The sequence below is a fragment of the Pantoea sp. genome (genome assembly GCF_032114055.1).
Lineage (GTDB): Bacteria > Pseudomonadota > Gammaproteobacteria > Enterobacterales > Enterobacteriaceae > Pantoea.
Map to the genome: position 1 here is coordinate 17542 of NZ_DAMCTB010000009.1, position 14546 is coordinate 32087.

Below are 14546 nucleotides of genomic sequence, written 5' to 3' on the forward strand. Positions count from 1 at the left end.
TTATCCCCCGACGGCAGAAAGCGGACGCAGGGTGGCGATTTTGTCCGGGCGGAAGCCGCTCCAGTGGTCGTTACCGGCCATGACCACCGGGACCTGACGGTATCCCAGGGATTTCAGGGTGTCGGCCGCCTCTGGCTGACTGTCGAGATTAATGAGCTGGTAGGTCAGGCCCTGACGATCCAGAGCGTTTTTCGTCGCCGTGCACTGGACACAATGATCTTTGGTGTAAATAATAATACGCATGATTCGTATTTACCTTTATGGGCGGTTTCATTACCGGGTCAGGAAGTTCAGGTGCAGATAGTGAGCTTCATGCCGACAGAAGATAACGGGTGTGCTGATGAAGTAAATACTAGATGTAGTGGCAATGGTGGTCAAGCCTACCATATATAGGGTTTTTCGATTTGTATTTGCGCAAACGCTATAAAGCCAGCGGGCATGCGGATCAGGCGACGAAAAATTTATTTCTGCAGCGCAATGGCTGAAAAAAAGCAAAAAAAAGCCCCGCACAGTGTGCAGGGCTTAGAGGATTTTTTGCGCTTAGCGGCGTGAGGCCAGCAGGATACCGATAACGATACCGACGGTTGCGCCGATACCCACACCGTGCCAGGGCTTGTCATGCACATAGGTGTCAACCTGAGCGCCAGCGTCGCGCGCGGCCTGTGACACCCGGTTGCTGCCACCATTGAGTCTGGAGCGGGTCTGCTTCAGCAATGCCTCTGCCTGACTGCGGGCGGAATCCACTTCATCTTTTGCATCACTGCCGTAAGATTTCAGCAGGGCTTCCAGTGAATCAGCCAGCTCATTTACGTCCTGATTGATATCAATGTCATCGTTTTTTACAGTGCGATTGAACATTTTTTAGCTCCCTTTGCATTAAAAACGTAATACTAGTGTAGACGACCCTGAGATAAACGAGACGCGGGAGAGGGTTCTTTAGGGAAAATTCCGAATGCCCACTCTGTCATGCTGATGTAAGGTTGCGAAGCTTTTGAAAGAGGAGAGGATCGAGCATGTATTTACGACCAGATGAGGTAGCGCGCGTACTGGAAAAAGCGGGTTTCGAAGTCGACGAAATTACCCCACGGGCCTATGGCTATCGCCGTGGAGAAAACTATGTCTATGTCAATCGTGAAGCGCGCATGGGCCGCATGGCCTTAGTGATTCACCCGACACTGAAAGAGAAAAGTCAGCCATTCGCTGAACCTGCTTCAGAAATGAAGACCTGCGATCACTACACCCAGTTCCCTCTCTACCTGGCAGGTGATTCACAGGAACATTATGGCATCCCGCACGGATTCAGTTCCCGCATGGCGCTGGAACGCTACATTCAGAGCGTTTTTGGTTAATGCATCAGGCCCCGCCGCGACGGGGCACTGAACCTTCTGTACCGCCTCTCTGTTTGCCTGCCGTTGCAATTCCCGGCTGTGACGCGTATAAAATTGTCCACTATAGATGTTTAGACGTCCATACGGATAAAAGTGATGAGCGAACAGCCAACTCCCTCGCAGGAAAAATTTAAACGCACCATGAAAGTGCGCCATCTGGTGATGTTATCGTTGGGTGGTGTTATCGGCACCGGCCTGTTTTTTAACACCGGTTATATCATCTCAACCACTGGCGCGGCGGGCACGCTGCTCGCCTATCTGATTGGTGCGCTGGTGGTCTGGCTGGTGATGGTCTGCCTGGGTGAACTCTCGGTGGCGATGCCGGAAACCGGTGCCTTCCACGTCTACGCCGCACGCTATCTCAGCCCGGCCACCGGCTACACCGTGGCCTGGCTCTACTGGCTGACGTGGACTGTGGCGCTCGGATCCAGCCTGACGGCGGCCGGTTTCTGTATGCAGTACTGGTTCCCACAGATCCCGGTCTGGACCTGGTGCCTGGTTTTCTGCTGCACCATCTACCTGCTGAACGTGATCTCAACCCGCTTTTTCGCCGAAGGGGAGTTCTGGTTCTCGCTGATTAAGGTAGTGACCATCGTCGCATTCATCCTGCTCGGCGGCGCGGCGATGTTCGGCTTTATCCCGATGAAAGATGGCACCCCTGCGCCGGGCCTGAGCAACCTTACCGCGCACGGCTGGCTGCCCCACGGCGTCCTGCCGATTCTGATGACCATGGTGGCCGTGAACTTCGCCTTTTCCGGCACCGAGCTGATTGGCATCGCGGCCGGTGAAACGCAGCAGCCGGAGAAAGTGCTGCCGCTGGCGATTCGTACAACCGTGGTCCGGCTGATTATCTTTTTCATTGGCACCGTCTTTGTGCTGGCGGCGCTGATCCCGATGGACCAGGCCGGCATCGTAAAAAGCCCGTTTGTGCTGGTGTTTGAAAAGATCGGCATCCCCTATGCCGCCGATATCATTAACTTTGTCATCCTGACCGCGATTCTTTCGGCGGCTAACTCCGGCCTGTACGCCTCCGGGCGGATGCTCTGGTCGCTGGCCAATGAAAATACACTGCCGCGCGCCTTTGCCCAGGTAAACAAACGCGGCGTGCCGCTGCTGGCGATCACGGTCAGCATGGCAGGCGGCCTGCTGGCGCTGATCTCCAGCGTGGTGGCACCGGATACCGTGTTTGTTGCGCTGTCGGCCATCTCAGGCTTTGCCGTCGTCGCCGTCTGGCTCAGCATCTGCGCCTCCCATTATGTCTTCCGTCGCCGTCATCTTCAGCAGGGCAAATCGCTGGCCGAGCTGACGTATCGTGCGCCGTTCTATCCGCTGGTGCCGGTGCTGGGCTTTCTGCTCTGCCTGCTGGCCTGTGTGGGACTGGCGTTCGACCCGACCCAGCGCATCGCGCTATGGTGCGGCATCCCGTTTGTTCTGTTCTGCTATGCCGCTTACCATCTGACCCACAAAGCATCCACCCGGCCTGAGGAGGCTAACGATGTCGCATAACCCTGTCGCGCAGGCTTTAACGGAGTCACCGCTGCTGATTCTGGATGGTGCCCTGGCCACCGAACTGGAAGCCCGCGGCTGCCATCTGGCCGATGCGCTCTGGTCAGCCAAAGTACTGATGGAAAATCCTGAACTGATCTATCAGGTCCATTACGACTATTTTGTTGCCGGTGCGCGCTGTGCCATCACCGCCAGCTATCAGGCAACACCGCAGGGATTTGCCGCACGCGGTCTGGATGAGGCGCAGTCACTGGCGCTGATTGCGCAGAGCGTAGAGCTGGCCCGTCGCGCCCGTCAGGACTATCTGGCGGTGCGGCCCGACGCGAAAACGCTGCTGGTGGCGGGCTCGGTCGGCCCCTATGGCGCATTCCTGGCGGATGGATCGGAATATCGCGGCGACTATGCGCTGCCGGAAGCGGAGATGATGGCGTTTCACCGTCCGCGCGTCCAGGCGCTGCTGGCGGCCGGTGCCGATCTGCTGGCCTGCGAAACCCTGCCATCCTTTGCTGAAGCGCAGGCGCTGGTGAAGCTGCTGTCGGAATTTCCGCAGGGCCGGGCCTGGTTCTCGTTTACGCTGCGCGATGCCGGACACATCAGCGACGGCACCCCGCTGACCGAGGTGGTGAGCTGGCTGAATCAGCAGCCGCAGGTAGTGGCGCTGGGCATCAACTGCGTGGCGCTGGAGAGCGTAACGCCCGCGCTGCAGCAGCTGCAAAAACTCACTGACAAGCCGCTGGTGGTCTATCCCAACTCCGGCGAACAGTATGATGCGGGCAGCAAAACCTGGCACTCCGCGCCGTCGGGCTGCACGCTGCATGACAAGCTGGATGAGTGGCAGCAGGCGGGCGCCAGGCTGATCGGCGGCTGCTGCCGCACCTCACCTAACGACATCGCGTCTATCGCCCGCGCTTGTCAACCGCAATAAGCTGGCTGAATCGGGCGATGATAGCCCGATTGAGCTGAAGAGGGCGGTCTACACTTTGATCATTGATCACTCTGTGGACCCCTTCATGAAACAGCGAATTCTGGCTCTGGCCGCCGCGCTGCTGCTCAGCGGCTGTGCCACCATCGTCGGCAATGAAACCCAGCTGGTGCGCATCGACTCTCTGCCGCAGGGCGCGCGCTTTACGGTGCAGGATGAGCGTGGCTATGCGGTCGCGCAGGGTTTCACGCCGCAGACCGTAGAGCTGGCGAAATCGACCGGCCACTACTTCGGCAAAAAACACTATCTGCTGATGCTGGAAAGCCCGGGCTATGTGCCGGTAACGGTGCCGATCAAAGCCCGCGCCAATCTCTGGTATTTGCTGGGTAATATTCCGCTGGGCGGCTTTCCCGGCTGGCTGCTGGTTGATCCTTTCTACGGCGGCATGTATGACCTCAAGCCGGATCACCCGCGTCCCTATATGAATCCGGTCGGCGCGCGCGGCTGATTACTGCGCAGTAGGCTTCACCATTCCGCCTGGCGTTTTGTGGCGTTCCAGATACTGATGCTGGAAAATGCACATGCGGATGGTGTTGCGGTACTCCCCGTTAATAAAGAACTCATGCTTCAGCACGCCTTCAATTTCGAAGCCGAGCTTGGTATAGATGTGAATCGCTTTCTCGTTTTCCTGATCGACAATCAGATAGAGCTTGTAGAGGTTGAGCACCGAGAAGCCGTAATCCATCGCCAGCTTCGCCGCCTGCGTAGCCAGCCCTTTGCCCTGATGCGCCGGGTCGATAATGATCTGAAATTCGGCGCGACGATGCACATGGTTAATCTCGACCAGCTCAACTAATCCCGCCTTCTGCCCGTTATGCTCCACCACAAAGCGGCGTTCGGTCTGATCGTGAATATGCTTGTTGTAGAGGTCGGAAAGCTCCACGAAGGCTTCATAGGGCTCCTCGAACCAGTAACGCATCACGCTGGCGTTATTATCGAGCTGGTGGACAAAGTGCAGATCTTCCCGCTCCAGTGGACGCAGTTTTACCGTCATGATCGTCTCCTCTTCTGAAAAAATTGCCGCGAGTATATCCCATCAGGCCGCGCTGTGTTTTGACCGCGCACAGGCGGACTCCTTCCGGTATCGGGAAAGCGGGAACGTTCGTCCGGAAAATGCAGGGAGGGCAGGGCAAAAACGGGACAGCGCGGGGCCAGACCGGACGACCTGCGTGGGCCGCCCGGTCGGGGTTCAGGCAGAGATCTGTTCGATGATGCGACCCTGCGCCATCCGCACGGCGCGATCGCACATGTGGTCGATCACATCAGGATCGTGGCTGACCAGCACCATCGTCAGGCCATCCTGGCGTTTCAGATCGTTGAGCAGGTTTAAGATTTCCGCCTGCACCGACATATCCAGCGCCGACGTCGGCTCGTCGAGCAGCAGGATCTTCGGTTGCAGCAGCAGGGCGCGCACGATGGCGACACGCTGACGCTGGCCGCCGGAGAGCTGATGCGGATAGCGGTCGGCCAGGGCGGGATCGAGGCCGACGTGGCGGAAACCCTGGTCGATGCGATCGTTGATGTTGTCGCGTTTCAGCAGCTTCAGCGGCTCTGCCAGCGTGCGGCGCAGCCGGTGACGCGGATGCAGCGAGGCATAGGGGTCCTGAAACACCATCTGCACTTCCTGACGCAGCGCGCCGGTAAAAGCTTTGCCGGGGAGAGCCTGATGACCGGCCAGCTGCATCTGACCCTGCCAGTGCGGGTTCAGACCGGCCAGCACCCACAGCAGCGAAGACTTGCCGCAGCCCGATGGCCCGACCAGGCCAAAGCACTCGCCCGCATTCACCTCCAGGTTAACCTCATGCACGACAGTGCGCAGATCGTAGCCCTGTTTATGGGCGACACTCAGATCGGTCAGCTTAATCATATTTTGCCTCCAGCGCCGCACGATCCAGCACCGGCAGCGGCTGACCGTGCGTCGCTTTGCCCGGCCGGCAGGCCCAGAGTGTCCGGGTGTAAGGGTGGGTCGCGCGCGGCAGATCGGCGGCGGGCAGCGTATCCAGCAGGCGTCCCTTGTACATCACCATCACACGTTCGCAATGTTCCGAAACCTGCTGCAGGTCGTGGCTGATTAGCAGCAGTCCCATATTACGTGCTTCCACCAGGCCACGGATCAGCGCCAGCACCTGATCGCGCATCGCATGGTCCAGTGCAGAGGTCGGTTCATCGGCAATCAGAAAGTCCGGATCGGTGATCAGGGCAATGGCCAGCATGACGCGCTGACCCATTCCGCCTGAAAGCTGATGCGGATACTGCTGCATCAGGCGACGCGGATCGGGCAGGCCAACGGCATCCAGCATGTCACACACTTTCTCTTTACGTTCGGCGCGGCTCAGACGACGATGCAGGATCAGCGGCTCTTCCACCTGCCAGCCAATGGTGCGCGTCGGGTTAAGCGCATACTTCGGGTCCTGCATCACCATTGCCACGCGATTACCGCGCAGCTGGCTCCAGCGACGCTCACTCAGCGTCAGCGCATTCTCACCGGCAACCTGAAGCTGGCTGGCCTGCAGATGCAGCGCGGGCGACAGCAGCCCCATCAGACTGCGGGCGGTGAGTGACTTGCCGGAACCGGATTCGCCGACCAGCGCAACGCGCTCGCGACCTATGGAAAAACTGATGTGATCGACCAGCAGCGTATCATCACTGCGGATGGTCAGCCCCTCAGCATGGAGAAGATTATTTTGCATGACGGGTATCCAGTCGGTCGCGCAGGCCATCGCCTGTCAGGTTAAAGGCCAGGCTGGCAAACAGAATCGCTGCGCCTGGTGCGGCGGCAACCCACCACTGGTCGAAGATCACTTTACTGCCTTCGGCCACCATCGAGCCCCACTCTGCGGTCGGGGGCTGCACGCCCATTCCCAGAAAGCCGAGTCCGGCCGCCGCCAGGATAATCCCGCCCAGGCTGAGCGCCGCCCGGACCACGGCCGTCGGCAGGCAGAGCGGCAGAATATGACCGAACATCAGGCGGAAGCCGGTGATGCCCTGCATCCGTGCAGCAGCCAGGTAGTCGCTGCGGCGCAGCGCCAGCGTCTCAGCACGCGCCTGGCGGGCAAAGGGCGGCCAGCTGGTCAGCGCCAGTGCCAGCGCGCCGTTCATCAGGCCCGGGCCCAGGATCGCCACCAGCGCCAGCGCGATGACCAGATTCGGCAGCGACAGAAAGATATCCGTAATGCGCATCAGCAGGCGTTCCGTCCAGCCGCCGACATAACCGGCGGTGATGCCGATCAGCAGGCCAGCCGGAATGGTCAGTAGCAGAATCAGCGACACCAGCAGCAGCGTCGGCCGCGTGCCATAAATCACGCGCGACAGCAGATCGCGGCCAAAGCCGTCGGTGCCAAACCAGTGCTGCGCCGACGGCGCCAGCAGGCGGCTCGACATGGTCTGCACATTCGGATCGAAGGGCGCAATCAGCGGCGCCAGCAGCGCCATCAGGATAAGAATAGCGACCAGCGTCAGCCCAACGGTTAACGAGGTCACACGTTGACGGCGGCGACGTGGTCGCACCGTTTCGAGTTCAGAGAGTTGTTGCGTCATCGGGTTCTCGGATCGGTTAACCAGGTTAAGACATCCGCCAGGGTGTTAATCAGGATAAAGCAGGTGCCGATTAACAGAGTAGAGCCCAGAATCGCCGGCACATCGCCGGAGAACAGCGCATTGGTCATGTAGCGGCCTACGCCAGGCCAGGCGAAGACGGTTTCGGTCAGCACGGAGCCTTCCAGCAGGGTCGCGTAGGAGAGGGCGATCACCGTCACCAGCGTGCCCAGCACGTTGGGGAAGATGTGGCGCAACAGAATGCGCACCCGACCTGCGCCTTTGGCGCGCGCCAGCACCACGTACTCTTTGCTGCTCTCTTCCAGCAGCGCCGCACGCAGCAGGCGGGTAATGCCCGCCATCGCCAGCAAACCCAGGATCACCACCGGCAGCCAGAGATGAGCGATGGCATTGCGGAACATCTCCGGTTCGCCTGACAGCCAGCTGTCGATCAGCACAAAACCGGTCTTAGGCTCCAGGGTATAGACCCAGATATCATCCAGCCGACCCGGTCCGGCGGACCAGTGCAGCACGGCATAAAAGAGCAGCAGGCCCAGCAGACCGAGCCAGAACACCGGCACCGAATAACCCAGCAGCGAGATAAAACGGGCGAGGTTATCGATCCAGCTGCCCGGTTTCCAGGCGGCCAGCAGCGCCAGCGTGACGCCAAAGAGCACAGCGAAGATCATCGCGCAGGTCGCCAGCTCAATGGTGGCGGGGAAGGTGGTCATCAGGTCGCCGCTCACCGACTGGTTGGTGAGGCGGGAGACGCCCAGATCGCCATGCGCTAAATGTTCGATATAGCGCCAGAACTGCATCAGCACCGGCTGGTCAAGACCAAGGTCGTGACGCACCTGCGCGTAGGTCGCTTCGCTGGCGTGATCGCCGGCAATCTGCTGTACCGGATCGATCGGCGAGAGATGCGACAGCATAAAGGTAAAGGCGAGCAGGCCGAGCAGCGTGACCAGCAGCGACAATACGCTCCCGATCAGACGCCCGCCACGCTGCCAAAAAAGCCGGGCGAACCCGGCTTGAGGAACAGACTGTGCCATTACTTAGTGACCTGCGAGTAATACACCATGTCCGGGTTGATGCCCTGAACATAGCCTTTCAGGTTGTCCCGCAGTGCGATCAGGTTCTTCGCCTGCATCCCAATCACATAAGGGGAGTTCTTCATCACCTCACGCTGCATCGCTTCATACAGGGCGACACGCTTCTTCGGATCGCTTTCGGCCGTGGCGGCAACCACCTGCTTGTTCAGCTCCGGAATATGCCAGTCTGAACGGTAAGCGATGGTTTTGCTGCCGTCTTCCGGGTTGTAAGCAAAGGAGGCGGCGTTGGTGTTCGGATCGAAATAGTCGGAGCCCCAGGCGTTCAGCGTCGCTTCATATTTATGCGCTTTCACGTTGGTCGATACTTCAGAACTCAGGCCCGGCACCACTTCCACCTTGACGCCGCCTTTGGCGAAGCTGCCCTGCAGCGCCTGCGCAATATCCAGATAAGGCGGCTGGTTGCTGGTGGAGAGTTTAAAGGTGACGTTGTTCAGGCCCGCTTTCTTCAGGATCGCTTTGGCTTTTTCCGGGTCGTAGCTGTAAGGCGTGTCGTTGATCGCGCCCAGGAAACCTTTCGGCAGGAAGCTCTGATGGACGTCGAACTGGCCTTTCAGCAGCTCGTTAGCGATGCCCTTGTAATCCCACAGGTAGCGCGCCGCTTCCCAGAAGGCCGGGTTCTTCAGCGTGTCGTTTCCGCCGATGTTGAACTGGATGTAGTAGAGCGACGCCATCGGAATCGCTTCGGTCTTCACGCCCGGCTTGCCGTTCAGCGCCGCGATCTGGTCGGCGCCCAGGTTACGGGCGATATCGGCATCCCCCTGCTCCAGCAGCAGACGACGCGCCGCAGGCTCCGGGACGTTCTTAATCAGAATGTTCTTCATCTTCGGTGCGCCCGCCGGCGAAGAAGGGTTGGCGCTGAGCAGCACGGCCTGATGCAGGACGACCTTACGGATCTGATACGGGCCGCTGCCCGCAGAGTGCGTCGCCAGCCAGGCGTTACCCAGGTCACCGTTCTTCTGGTTAGCCGTCACGGTTTTTTCATCGACGATCGAGGAGACCGGCGCGGAAAGCAGGCTCAGCACGTAGGTCGGGCTGACGTCTGCGGTCCAGCTGATCTGCACATGATTGTCGTCGACTTTCTTCAGGAAGCCGTCGACGTTATCTTTGGTCCAGCCGAGCTGCGTCAGGATGAAAGAGGGGTCGAGGTTCAGCTTCACTACGCGACCCAGCGAGAAGATCACATCTTCCGGACGCAGCGGGTTGCCGGTGGAGAACTTAGCATCTTTGCGCAGCTCAAAGGTCAGGCTGCGATTGTCGCTGCCTGGCTGCCAGGAGGTCGCCAGCGTCGGCTTCAGATCCACCGGATTCTGCGGGTCAGACTGGACCAGGCGCTGATAGATGTTAGTGAAAGCCTGTACGCTGGTGAGTTCAAACCCTTTGGCCGGGTCGAAGCTGTCGGCATCGTCAGTTGACTGGGCAATGACCAGCGTATCTTTGGGAGTGGCGGCCTGGGCTGTGAAAGTGGCAGCCAGCGTCAGCGCCAGCAGGGATGGAATTATAGTTTTCATGAAATTTCCTTGCCTCTAAGAAGTTACGCGAGTTTACGAAAGGGCTGTTATGAAGAATAGTCGAATATAGGCTAACCATATTCCTGAAAGTTATAAAGGATAGGTTGTGGTTATAAGAAAATCGCCATTCCGTTACCGAAGCGGTAACCGGAGCAGAAACAAACCTTCAACGAAGCGTTTATTTGCGCCTGAATGGCTTTACCCGGACTTCCCTCTCTTTATAATAGCGGCAAATCATTTCCGGAGAATTCAGTTGGACAGTCACCCTGGTTTAATCCTTATTCTGGCAAGCTGATTCTTCTCTGCTGCTTGCCAGCCGGCGAGCAGCGATCCCCACGTTAATTCACGATCGCGCTCATTATTTTTCATCCTGTCAATCACAGGAGTGCGCGTTATGCTGCTGTTTATTCTGGCTCTTTTTCCTCCGCCTCGATCGGCGTAGCCCCGGCTGCGCCCGAAAATCCCTATCAGATCTTTATTACGCTGTGTGAAACCAGCGGCATATTCACCTGCGTGCGACGTTATTTCCGCTGCGGGCGAAAACACAGGGTGATTGGTAAAGGTCGCCAGAATAAATAACCCGGCTCCGCCAGGTTTATGCCATGCACTTTATTTTTCGTGCAGGACAACACGTGCTTTAAATCAGGGAGATGTCGAAATGAGCGACATGAAACTGGAACAGGTTGCGGCTACTGCATCCGGCAACCGTAACGATAAAAAAAGTAAAAAAATGTACGCTGTGGCGCAGCATGCCGGTCAGCATATTGAGATAACGCTGGCCGATCTTCGCAGCCATCGCCAGGGGCTGACCCGTGACGAGGCCGCAAAACGTCTGGCCGTCTATGGCCGCAATGAAGTGGCGCATGAGAAAGCGCCACCCGCGCTGGTTCAGCTGCTGATGGCGTTTAATAACCCCTTTATCTACGTCTTGCTGGTCCTGGCGCTGGTGAGTCTGTTTACCGACTATATCCTGCCGCTGCGCACGGGCGGGGAGACCGATCTCTCTGGGGTGATCATTATCTGCACCATGGTGATCTTAAGCGGGCTGCTGCGCTTCTGGCAGGAGTTCCGCACCAACCGGGCGGCGCAGGCTTTGCAGTCACTGGTCCGCAGCCAGGTGACCGTGCTGCGGCGCGAGCCGGGCAGCAAGACGGCCCAGCGGCTGGATGTGGACATGAGCGAACTGGTACCGGGCGATGTCATTCTGCTGAGCACCGGCGATCAGGTGCCTGCCGATGTCCGCCTGCTGAGTGCTCGAAATCTGTTTATCAGTGAAGCCGTGCTGACCGGTGAGTCGCTGCCGGTAGAAAAACAAGGCAGCGAGGCAGGGGTAAAAGAGCAAGGAGCGACCATTCAGGAGCGGCTCTCATCGGCAAATATCTGCCTGATGGGCACCAGCGTCGCCAGCGGCACCGCCAGCGCGGTGGTGGTCGCCACCGGCGGCGACACCTGGTTTGGCTCACTCGCCTCATCGCTGGTCGGGAGCCGTCCGCAGACCGCCTTTGATCGCGGGGTCAACAGCGTCAGTAAGCTGCTGATCCGCTTTATGCTGGTCATGGTTCCGGTCGTGCTGCTGATCAACGGCTTTACCAAAGGTGACTGGATGGATGCGACGCTGTTTGCGCTGGCCGTCGCGGTCGGCCTGACGCCGGAGATGCTGCCGATGATCGTCAGCGCCAATCTCGCTAAAGGGGCGATTGCGATGTCGCGCCGCAAAGTGGTGGTGAAAAAGCTCAACGCCATCCAGAACCTGGGCGCAATGGATGTCCTCTGTACCGACAAAACCGGCACGCTGACCCAGGACACCATCCTGCTGGCGCATTATCTGGACGTGCAGGGCCGGGAAGATCAGCAGGTGCTGCTGCTGGCGTGGCTCAACAGCGGCAGTCAGAGCGGCGTGAAAAACCTCATGGACCGCGCGGTACTCTGTGCGGGTGACAAGGTGATTTCACCGGCTCAGCGCAGCCGGTTTCAGCTGGTTGATGAGCTGCCATTCGATTTCACCCGCCGCCGGGTGTCGGTGCTGGTGGAAGATCTGACGCAGCATTGTTCACAGCTGATCTGCAAAGGAGCCGTGGAAGAGATGCTGGCGGTCAGCGTCGCCGTGCGGCAGGGCGATACGGTGGTGGCACTGGATGCAGGCCAGCGTGCCGCGCTGATGGCGCAGACTGAACGCTATCATCAGCAGGGCTATCGCGTACTGCTGGTCGCCACCCGTGACGGTGCGCTGCATGCGCCGCTCAGCGACGGTGATGAGCGCGACCTGGTTATCCAGGGGATGCTGACTTTCCGCGATCCGCCAAAAGCCAGCGCAGGCAGGGCGATCAAAGCACTGCGCGACAGCGGCGTGGCGGTTAAAGTGCTGACCGGTGACAACCCGCTGGTCACCCAGCGGGTCTGTGCCGATGTCGGGCTGAACGATCCGTCGATGCTGACCGGCGACCAGATCGAGGCGATGAGCGATGAGGTGCTGGCGCAGGAGGCTGAACGCTGCACGCTGTTTGCAAAACTGACGCCGCAGCAGAAATCCCGGCTGGTGCGTCTGCTGCAGCAGAACGGTCATACTGTGGGTTTCCTGGGCGATGGCATCAACGACGCGCCTGCGCTACGGGCCGCTGACACCGGCATTTCCGTGGACAGCGCGGCGGATGTGGCGAAAGCCTCTTCGGATATCATCCTGCTGGAGAAAGATTTACAGGTGCTGAATGAGGGTGTACTTAAAGGACGCGAGACCTTTGGCAACATCATCAAGTATCTCAACATGACCGCCAGCTCAAACTTCGGCAACGTTTTCTCGCTGCTGGTGGCCAGCGCCTTTATTCCGTTTCTGCCGATGCTGTCGATTCATCTGCTGATTCAGAATCTGATGTATGACGTCTCACAGCTGGCGCTGCCGTGGGACAGGGTGGACCGCGAGTTCCTGAACAAGCCGCGCAAATGGGATGCCGGTAACATCAAACGCTTTATGTTGTGGATGGGCCCGACGTCGTCAATCTTTGACGTCACGACCTTTGCGCTGATGTGGTTCATCTTCGGTGCGAATCATGCGGGCGTGCAGTCGCTGTTTCAGTCCGGCTGGTTTATTGAGGGGCTGCTGTCGCAGACGCTGGTGGTGCATCTGTTGCGTACCCGGAAGATTCCGTTTATTCAGAGTCGCGCGACCTTCCCGGTCATGCTGACCACGCTGACGGTGATGGCGCTGGGCATCCTGATCCCGTTCTCACCGCTGGGTGCGATGGTCGGACTGGTGCCGCTGCCATGGCAATATTTTCCCTGGCTGGTGCTGACGCTGTTCAGCTACTGCCTGGTGGCGCAGGGCATGAAACGGTTCTATATCCGTCGTTTTGGCCAGTGGTTCTAGGATCACGGGGAGGCAAAGATGAAAAGAAACCGGCTCGACACTGTTTTTGTCGGCGTGATGCTCATCGGCTTCATCCTGATCGCGCTGACGGTGGTCGTGCGCTAATCGCCGCGTAAGCAAAAAGGCAGCGAACTGATTCGCTGCCTTTTTTATTCAGTCGCTGTCACGCTCGCGGCTGGCGCGCTGGCGCTCATAATAGTCATCTTCTGCGGTAATGATCTCATCCAGCAGCGAATCCATGTCGACCGCGCGCTCCACTTCCACAAACTCTCCGGTCAGTGGCGTCTCAGGCGTCAGCTTGCCATCTTCATAGAGCTGCCAGATCTCTCTGGCGTAGCGCGTCTTTAACAGCTGCGGGGCGAACTGACCGTAATACGCGGTGATGTTATTCACGTCACGTCTGAACATCGATCCGGCATGGTTGTTGGCCGCGGCATCAACTGCCTGGGGCAGATCGATAATCACCGGGCCCTGGTCATCCAGCAGCACGTTGAATTCAGACAGATCGCCATGCACGATACCGGCACAGAGCATACGGACGATGTTACGGATCATGGTGTGAAAATCCGCGATTGCCTGTGTTTCGGAGAGGGTGACATCGCTGAGGCGCGGCGCAACCGCGCCATCGCCGTCAGTGACCAGCTCCATCAGCAGCACGCCGTCGATGCAGAGATAGGGCTGAGGCACGCGAACCCCGGCATTTGCCAGGCGGAACAGCGCGTCAACTTCGGCGGTCTGCCAGGACTCTTCCTGCTGCTTACGGCCAAACTTCGAGCCTTTCTGCATGGCGCGGGCGTTACGGCTGTTGCGGGTTTTACGGCCTTCCTGGTACTGCACCGCCTGCTTAAAGCTGCGCTGGGTCGCTTCTTTATAGACTTTGGCGCACTGTACCTTGTCGCCGCACAGCACGGTGTAAACGTCTGCTTCCTTGCCGCTTTTCAGCCGCTGCAGCACATCGTCAATCAGGCCGTCATCGACCAGAGGCTGAATTCTGTTTGGGATTTTCATGCGGCATTAACCCTTATTCCACCCGCTTTCTGTATCACTCTGCAATGAGGGAAGCAGAGGTAATCACGTAACAAAGTACCTGATTCTACCCTGGAAAATCGCTTAATGGGGATGAACCTTGCTGAGATACGCTCTTGAGCGTGATTC

General features: G+C 58.7%; 15 protein-coding genes. 6 read left to right on the forward strand and 9 right to left on the reverse strand.

Features of this window, described 5'->3' with window-relative positions:
- Window positions 1-243, reverse strand: a complete 243-nt coding sequence (gene nrdH / locus RT657_RS14770) for a glutaredoxin-like protein NrdH (RefSeq protein WP_313655364.1) — start codon at window positions 241-243, stop codon at window positions 1-3.
- A gap of 297 nt (window positions 244-540) precedes the next feature.
- Window positions 541-858 carry a DUF883 family protein gene (locus RT657_RS14775; RefSeq protein ID WP_313655365.1) on the reverse strand — a complete coding sequence of 106 codons (318 nt, stop codon included), beginning with the start codon at window positions 856-858 and terminating at the stop codon, window positions 541-543.
- Between the two features lie 155 nt (window positions 859-1013).
- On the opposite strand from RT657_RS14775, the gene RT657_RS14780 reads away from it, so the two are divergent.
- The 4 genes from RT657_RS14780 (at window position 1014) to RT657_RS14795 (ending at window position 4324) form a co-directional block, all read left to right on the forward strand.
- On the forward strand, window positions 1014-1349 hold the full coding sequence (locus RT657_RS14780) for a DUF2002 family protein (protein ID WP_003850360.1): 336 nt from the start codon (window positions 1014-1016) through the stop codon (window positions 1347-1349).
- A gap of 135 nt (window positions 1350-1484) precedes the next feature.
- Window positions 1485-2894 carry an S-methylmethionine permease gene (gene mmuP, locus RT657_RS14785; protein WP_313655366.1) on the forward strand — a complete coding sequence of 470 codons (1410 nt, stop codon included), beginning with the start codon at window positions 1485-1487 and terminating at the stop codon, window positions 2892-2894.
- Window positions 2884-3819 (forward strand): homocysteine S-methyltransferase, encoded by a 936-nt coding sequence (gene mmuM / locus RT657_RS14790; protein WP_313655367.1) that lies wholly within the window; start codon window positions 2884-2886, stop codon window positions 3817-3819. Before mmuP ends, mmuM begins: the two co-directional genes overlap by 11 nt.
- 85 nt (window positions 3820-3904) lie before the next feature.
- Window positions 3905-4324: a hypothetical protein gene (locus RT657_RS14795; protein ID WP_313655368.1), complete on the forward strand. Its 420-nt coding sequence runs from the start codon at window positions 3905-3907 to the stop codon at window positions 4322-4324.
- Here the strand turns inward: RT657_RS14795 and speG are convergent, their stop codons facing one another.
- The 6 genes from speG to RT657_RS14825 all read right to left on the reverse strand — a co-directional run bounded on the left by speG (window position 4325) and on the right by RT657_RS14825 (window position 10030).
- Window positions 4325-4870: a spermidine N1-acetyltransferase gene (gene speG, locus RT657_RS14800; RefSeq protein WP_060680779.1), complete on the reverse strand. Its 546-nt coding sequence runs from the start codon at window positions 4868-4870 to the stop codon at window positions 4325-4327. It abuts the gene before it with no gap.
- Window positions 4871-5065: 195 nt separating this feature from the next.
- Window positions 5066-5743, reverse strand: a complete 678-nt coding sequence (locus RT657_RS14805) for an ABC transporter ATP-binding protein (protein WP_313655369.1) — start codon at window positions 5741-5743, stop codon at window positions 5066-5068.
- Window positions 5736-6566 carry an ABC transporter ATP-binding protein gene (locus tag RT657_RS14810; RefSeq protein ID WP_313655371.1) on the reverse strand — a complete coding sequence of 277 codons (831 nt, stop codon included), beginning with the start codon at window positions 6564-6566 and terminating at the stop codon, window positions 5736-5738. The genes RT657_RS14805 and RT657_RS14810 overlap by 8 nt, the downstream gene beginning before the upstream one ends.
- Window positions 6556-7413: an ABC transporter permease gene (locus tag RT657_RS14815; RefSeq protein WP_111139926.1), complete on the reverse strand. Its 858-nt coding sequence runs from the start codon at window positions 7411-7413 to the stop codon at window positions 6556-6558. The genes RT657_RS14810 and RT657_RS14815 overlap by 11 nt, the downstream gene beginning before the upstream one ends.
- Window positions 7410-8462, reverse strand: coding sequence for an ABC transporter permease (locus RT657_RS14820; protein WP_313655373.1), 1053 nt, complete (start codon window positions 8460-8462; stop codon window positions 7410-7412). Before RT657_RS14820 ends, RT657_RS14815 begins: the two co-directional genes overlap by 4 nt.
- Window positions 8462-10030 carry an ABC transporter substrate-binding protein gene (locus RT657_RS14825; protein WP_313655374.1) on the reverse strand — a complete coding sequence of 523 codons (1569 nt, stop codon included), beginning with the start codon at window positions 10028-10030 and terminating at the stop codon, window positions 8462-8464. Before RT657_RS14825 ends, RT657_RS14820 begins: the two co-directional genes overlap by 1 nt.
- Window positions 10031-10688: 658 nt before the next feature.
- On the opposite strand from RT657_RS14825, the gene mgtA reads away from it, so the two are divergent.
- Window positions 10689-13391: a magnesium-translocating P-type ATPase gene (mgtA, locus tag RT657_RS14830; protein WP_313655375.1), complete on the forward strand. Its 2703-nt coding sequence runs from the start codon at window positions 10689-10691 to the stop codon at window positions 13389-13391.
- Between the two features lie 18 nt (window positions 13392-13409).
- Window positions 13410-13496 carry a magnesium transporter protection protein MgtU gene (mgtU, locus tag RT657_RS19600; RefSeq protein WP_409521008.1) on the forward strand — a complete coding sequence of 29 codons (87 nt, stop codon included), beginning with the start codon at window positions 13410-13412 and terminating at the stop codon, window positions 13494-13496.
- A gap of 48 nt (window positions 13497-13544) precedes the next feature.
- Here mgtU and RT657_RS14835 read toward each other — a convergent pair whose 3' ends face one another.
- The gene (locus RT657_RS14835; RefSeq protein WP_313655376.1) at window positions 13545-14399 is read right to left on the reverse strand and encodes a PA4780 family RIO1-like protein kinase; all 855 of its coding nucleotides are present in this window, start codon (window positions 14397-14399) and stop codon (window positions 13545-13547) included.
- Between the last annotated feature and the right edge of the window lie 147 nt (window positions 14400-14546).

What these genes read in the sequence shown, in the direction of transcription:
- RT657_RS14780 (WP_003850360.1), top strand. Translation starts at nt 1,014, where the DNA reads ATGTATTTACGACCAGATGAGGTAGCGCGCGTACTGGAAAAAGCGGGT.
- RT657_RS14815 (WP_111139926.1), bottom strand. Translation starts at nt 7,413, where the DNA reads ATGACGCAACAACTCTCTGAACTCGAAACGGTGCGACCACGTCGCCGC.
- RT657_RS14775 (WP_313655365.1), bottom strand. Translation starts at nt 858, where the DNA reads ATGTTCAATCGCACTGTAAAAAACGATGACATTGATATCAATCAGGAC.
- RT657_RS14825 (WP_313655374.1), bottom strand. Translation starts at nt 10,030, where the DNA reads ATGAAAACTATAATTCCATCCCTGCTGGCGCTGACGCTGGCTGCCACT.
- mmuM (WP_313655367.1), top strand. Translation starts at nt 2,884, where the DNA reads ATGTCGCATAACCCTGTCGCGCAGGCTTTAACGGAGTCACCGCTGCTG.
- RT657_RS14805 (WP_313655369.1), bottom strand. Translation starts at nt 5,743, where the DNA reads ATGATTAAGCTGACCGATCTGAGTGTCGCCCATAAACAGGGCTACGAT.
- RT657_RS14795 (WP_313655368.1), top strand. Translation starts at nt 3,905, where the DNA reads ATGAAACAGCGAATTCTGGCTCTGGCCGCCGCGCTGCTGCTCAGCGGC.
- speG (WP_060680779.1), bottom strand. Translation starts at nt 4,870, where the DNA reads ATGACGGTAAAACTGCGTCCACTGGAGCGGGAAGATCTGCACTTTGTC.
- mmuP (WP_313655366.1), top strand. Translation starts at nt 1,485, where the DNA reads ATGAGCGAACAGCCAACTCCCTCGCAGGAAAAATTTAAACGCACCATG.
- RT657_RS14820 (WP_313655373.1), bottom strand. Translation starts at nt 8,462, where the DNA reads ATGGCACAGTCTGTTCCTCAAGCCGGGTTCGCCCGGCTTTTTTGGCAG.
- nrdH (WP_313655364.1), bottom strand. Translation starts at nt 243, where the DNA reads ATGCGTATTATTATTTACACCAAAGATCATTGTGTCCAGTGCACGGCG.
- RT657_RS14810 (WP_313655371.1), bottom strand. Translation starts at nt 6,566, where the DNA reads ATGCAAAATAATCTTCTCCATGCTGAGGGGCTGACCATCCGCAGTGAT.
- mgtA (WP_313655375.1), top strand. Translation starts at nt 10,689, where the DNA reads ATGAGCGACATGAAACTGGAACAGGTTGCGGCTACTGCATCCGGCAAC.
- mgtU (WP_409521008.1), top strand. Translation starts at nt 13,410, where the DNA reads ATGAAAAGAAACCGGCTCGACACTGTTTTTGTCGGCGTGATGCTCATC.
- RT657_RS14835 (WP_313655376.1), bottom strand. Translation starts at nt 14,399, where the DNA reads ATGAAAATCCCAAACAGAATTCAGCCTCTGGTCGATGACGGCCTGATT.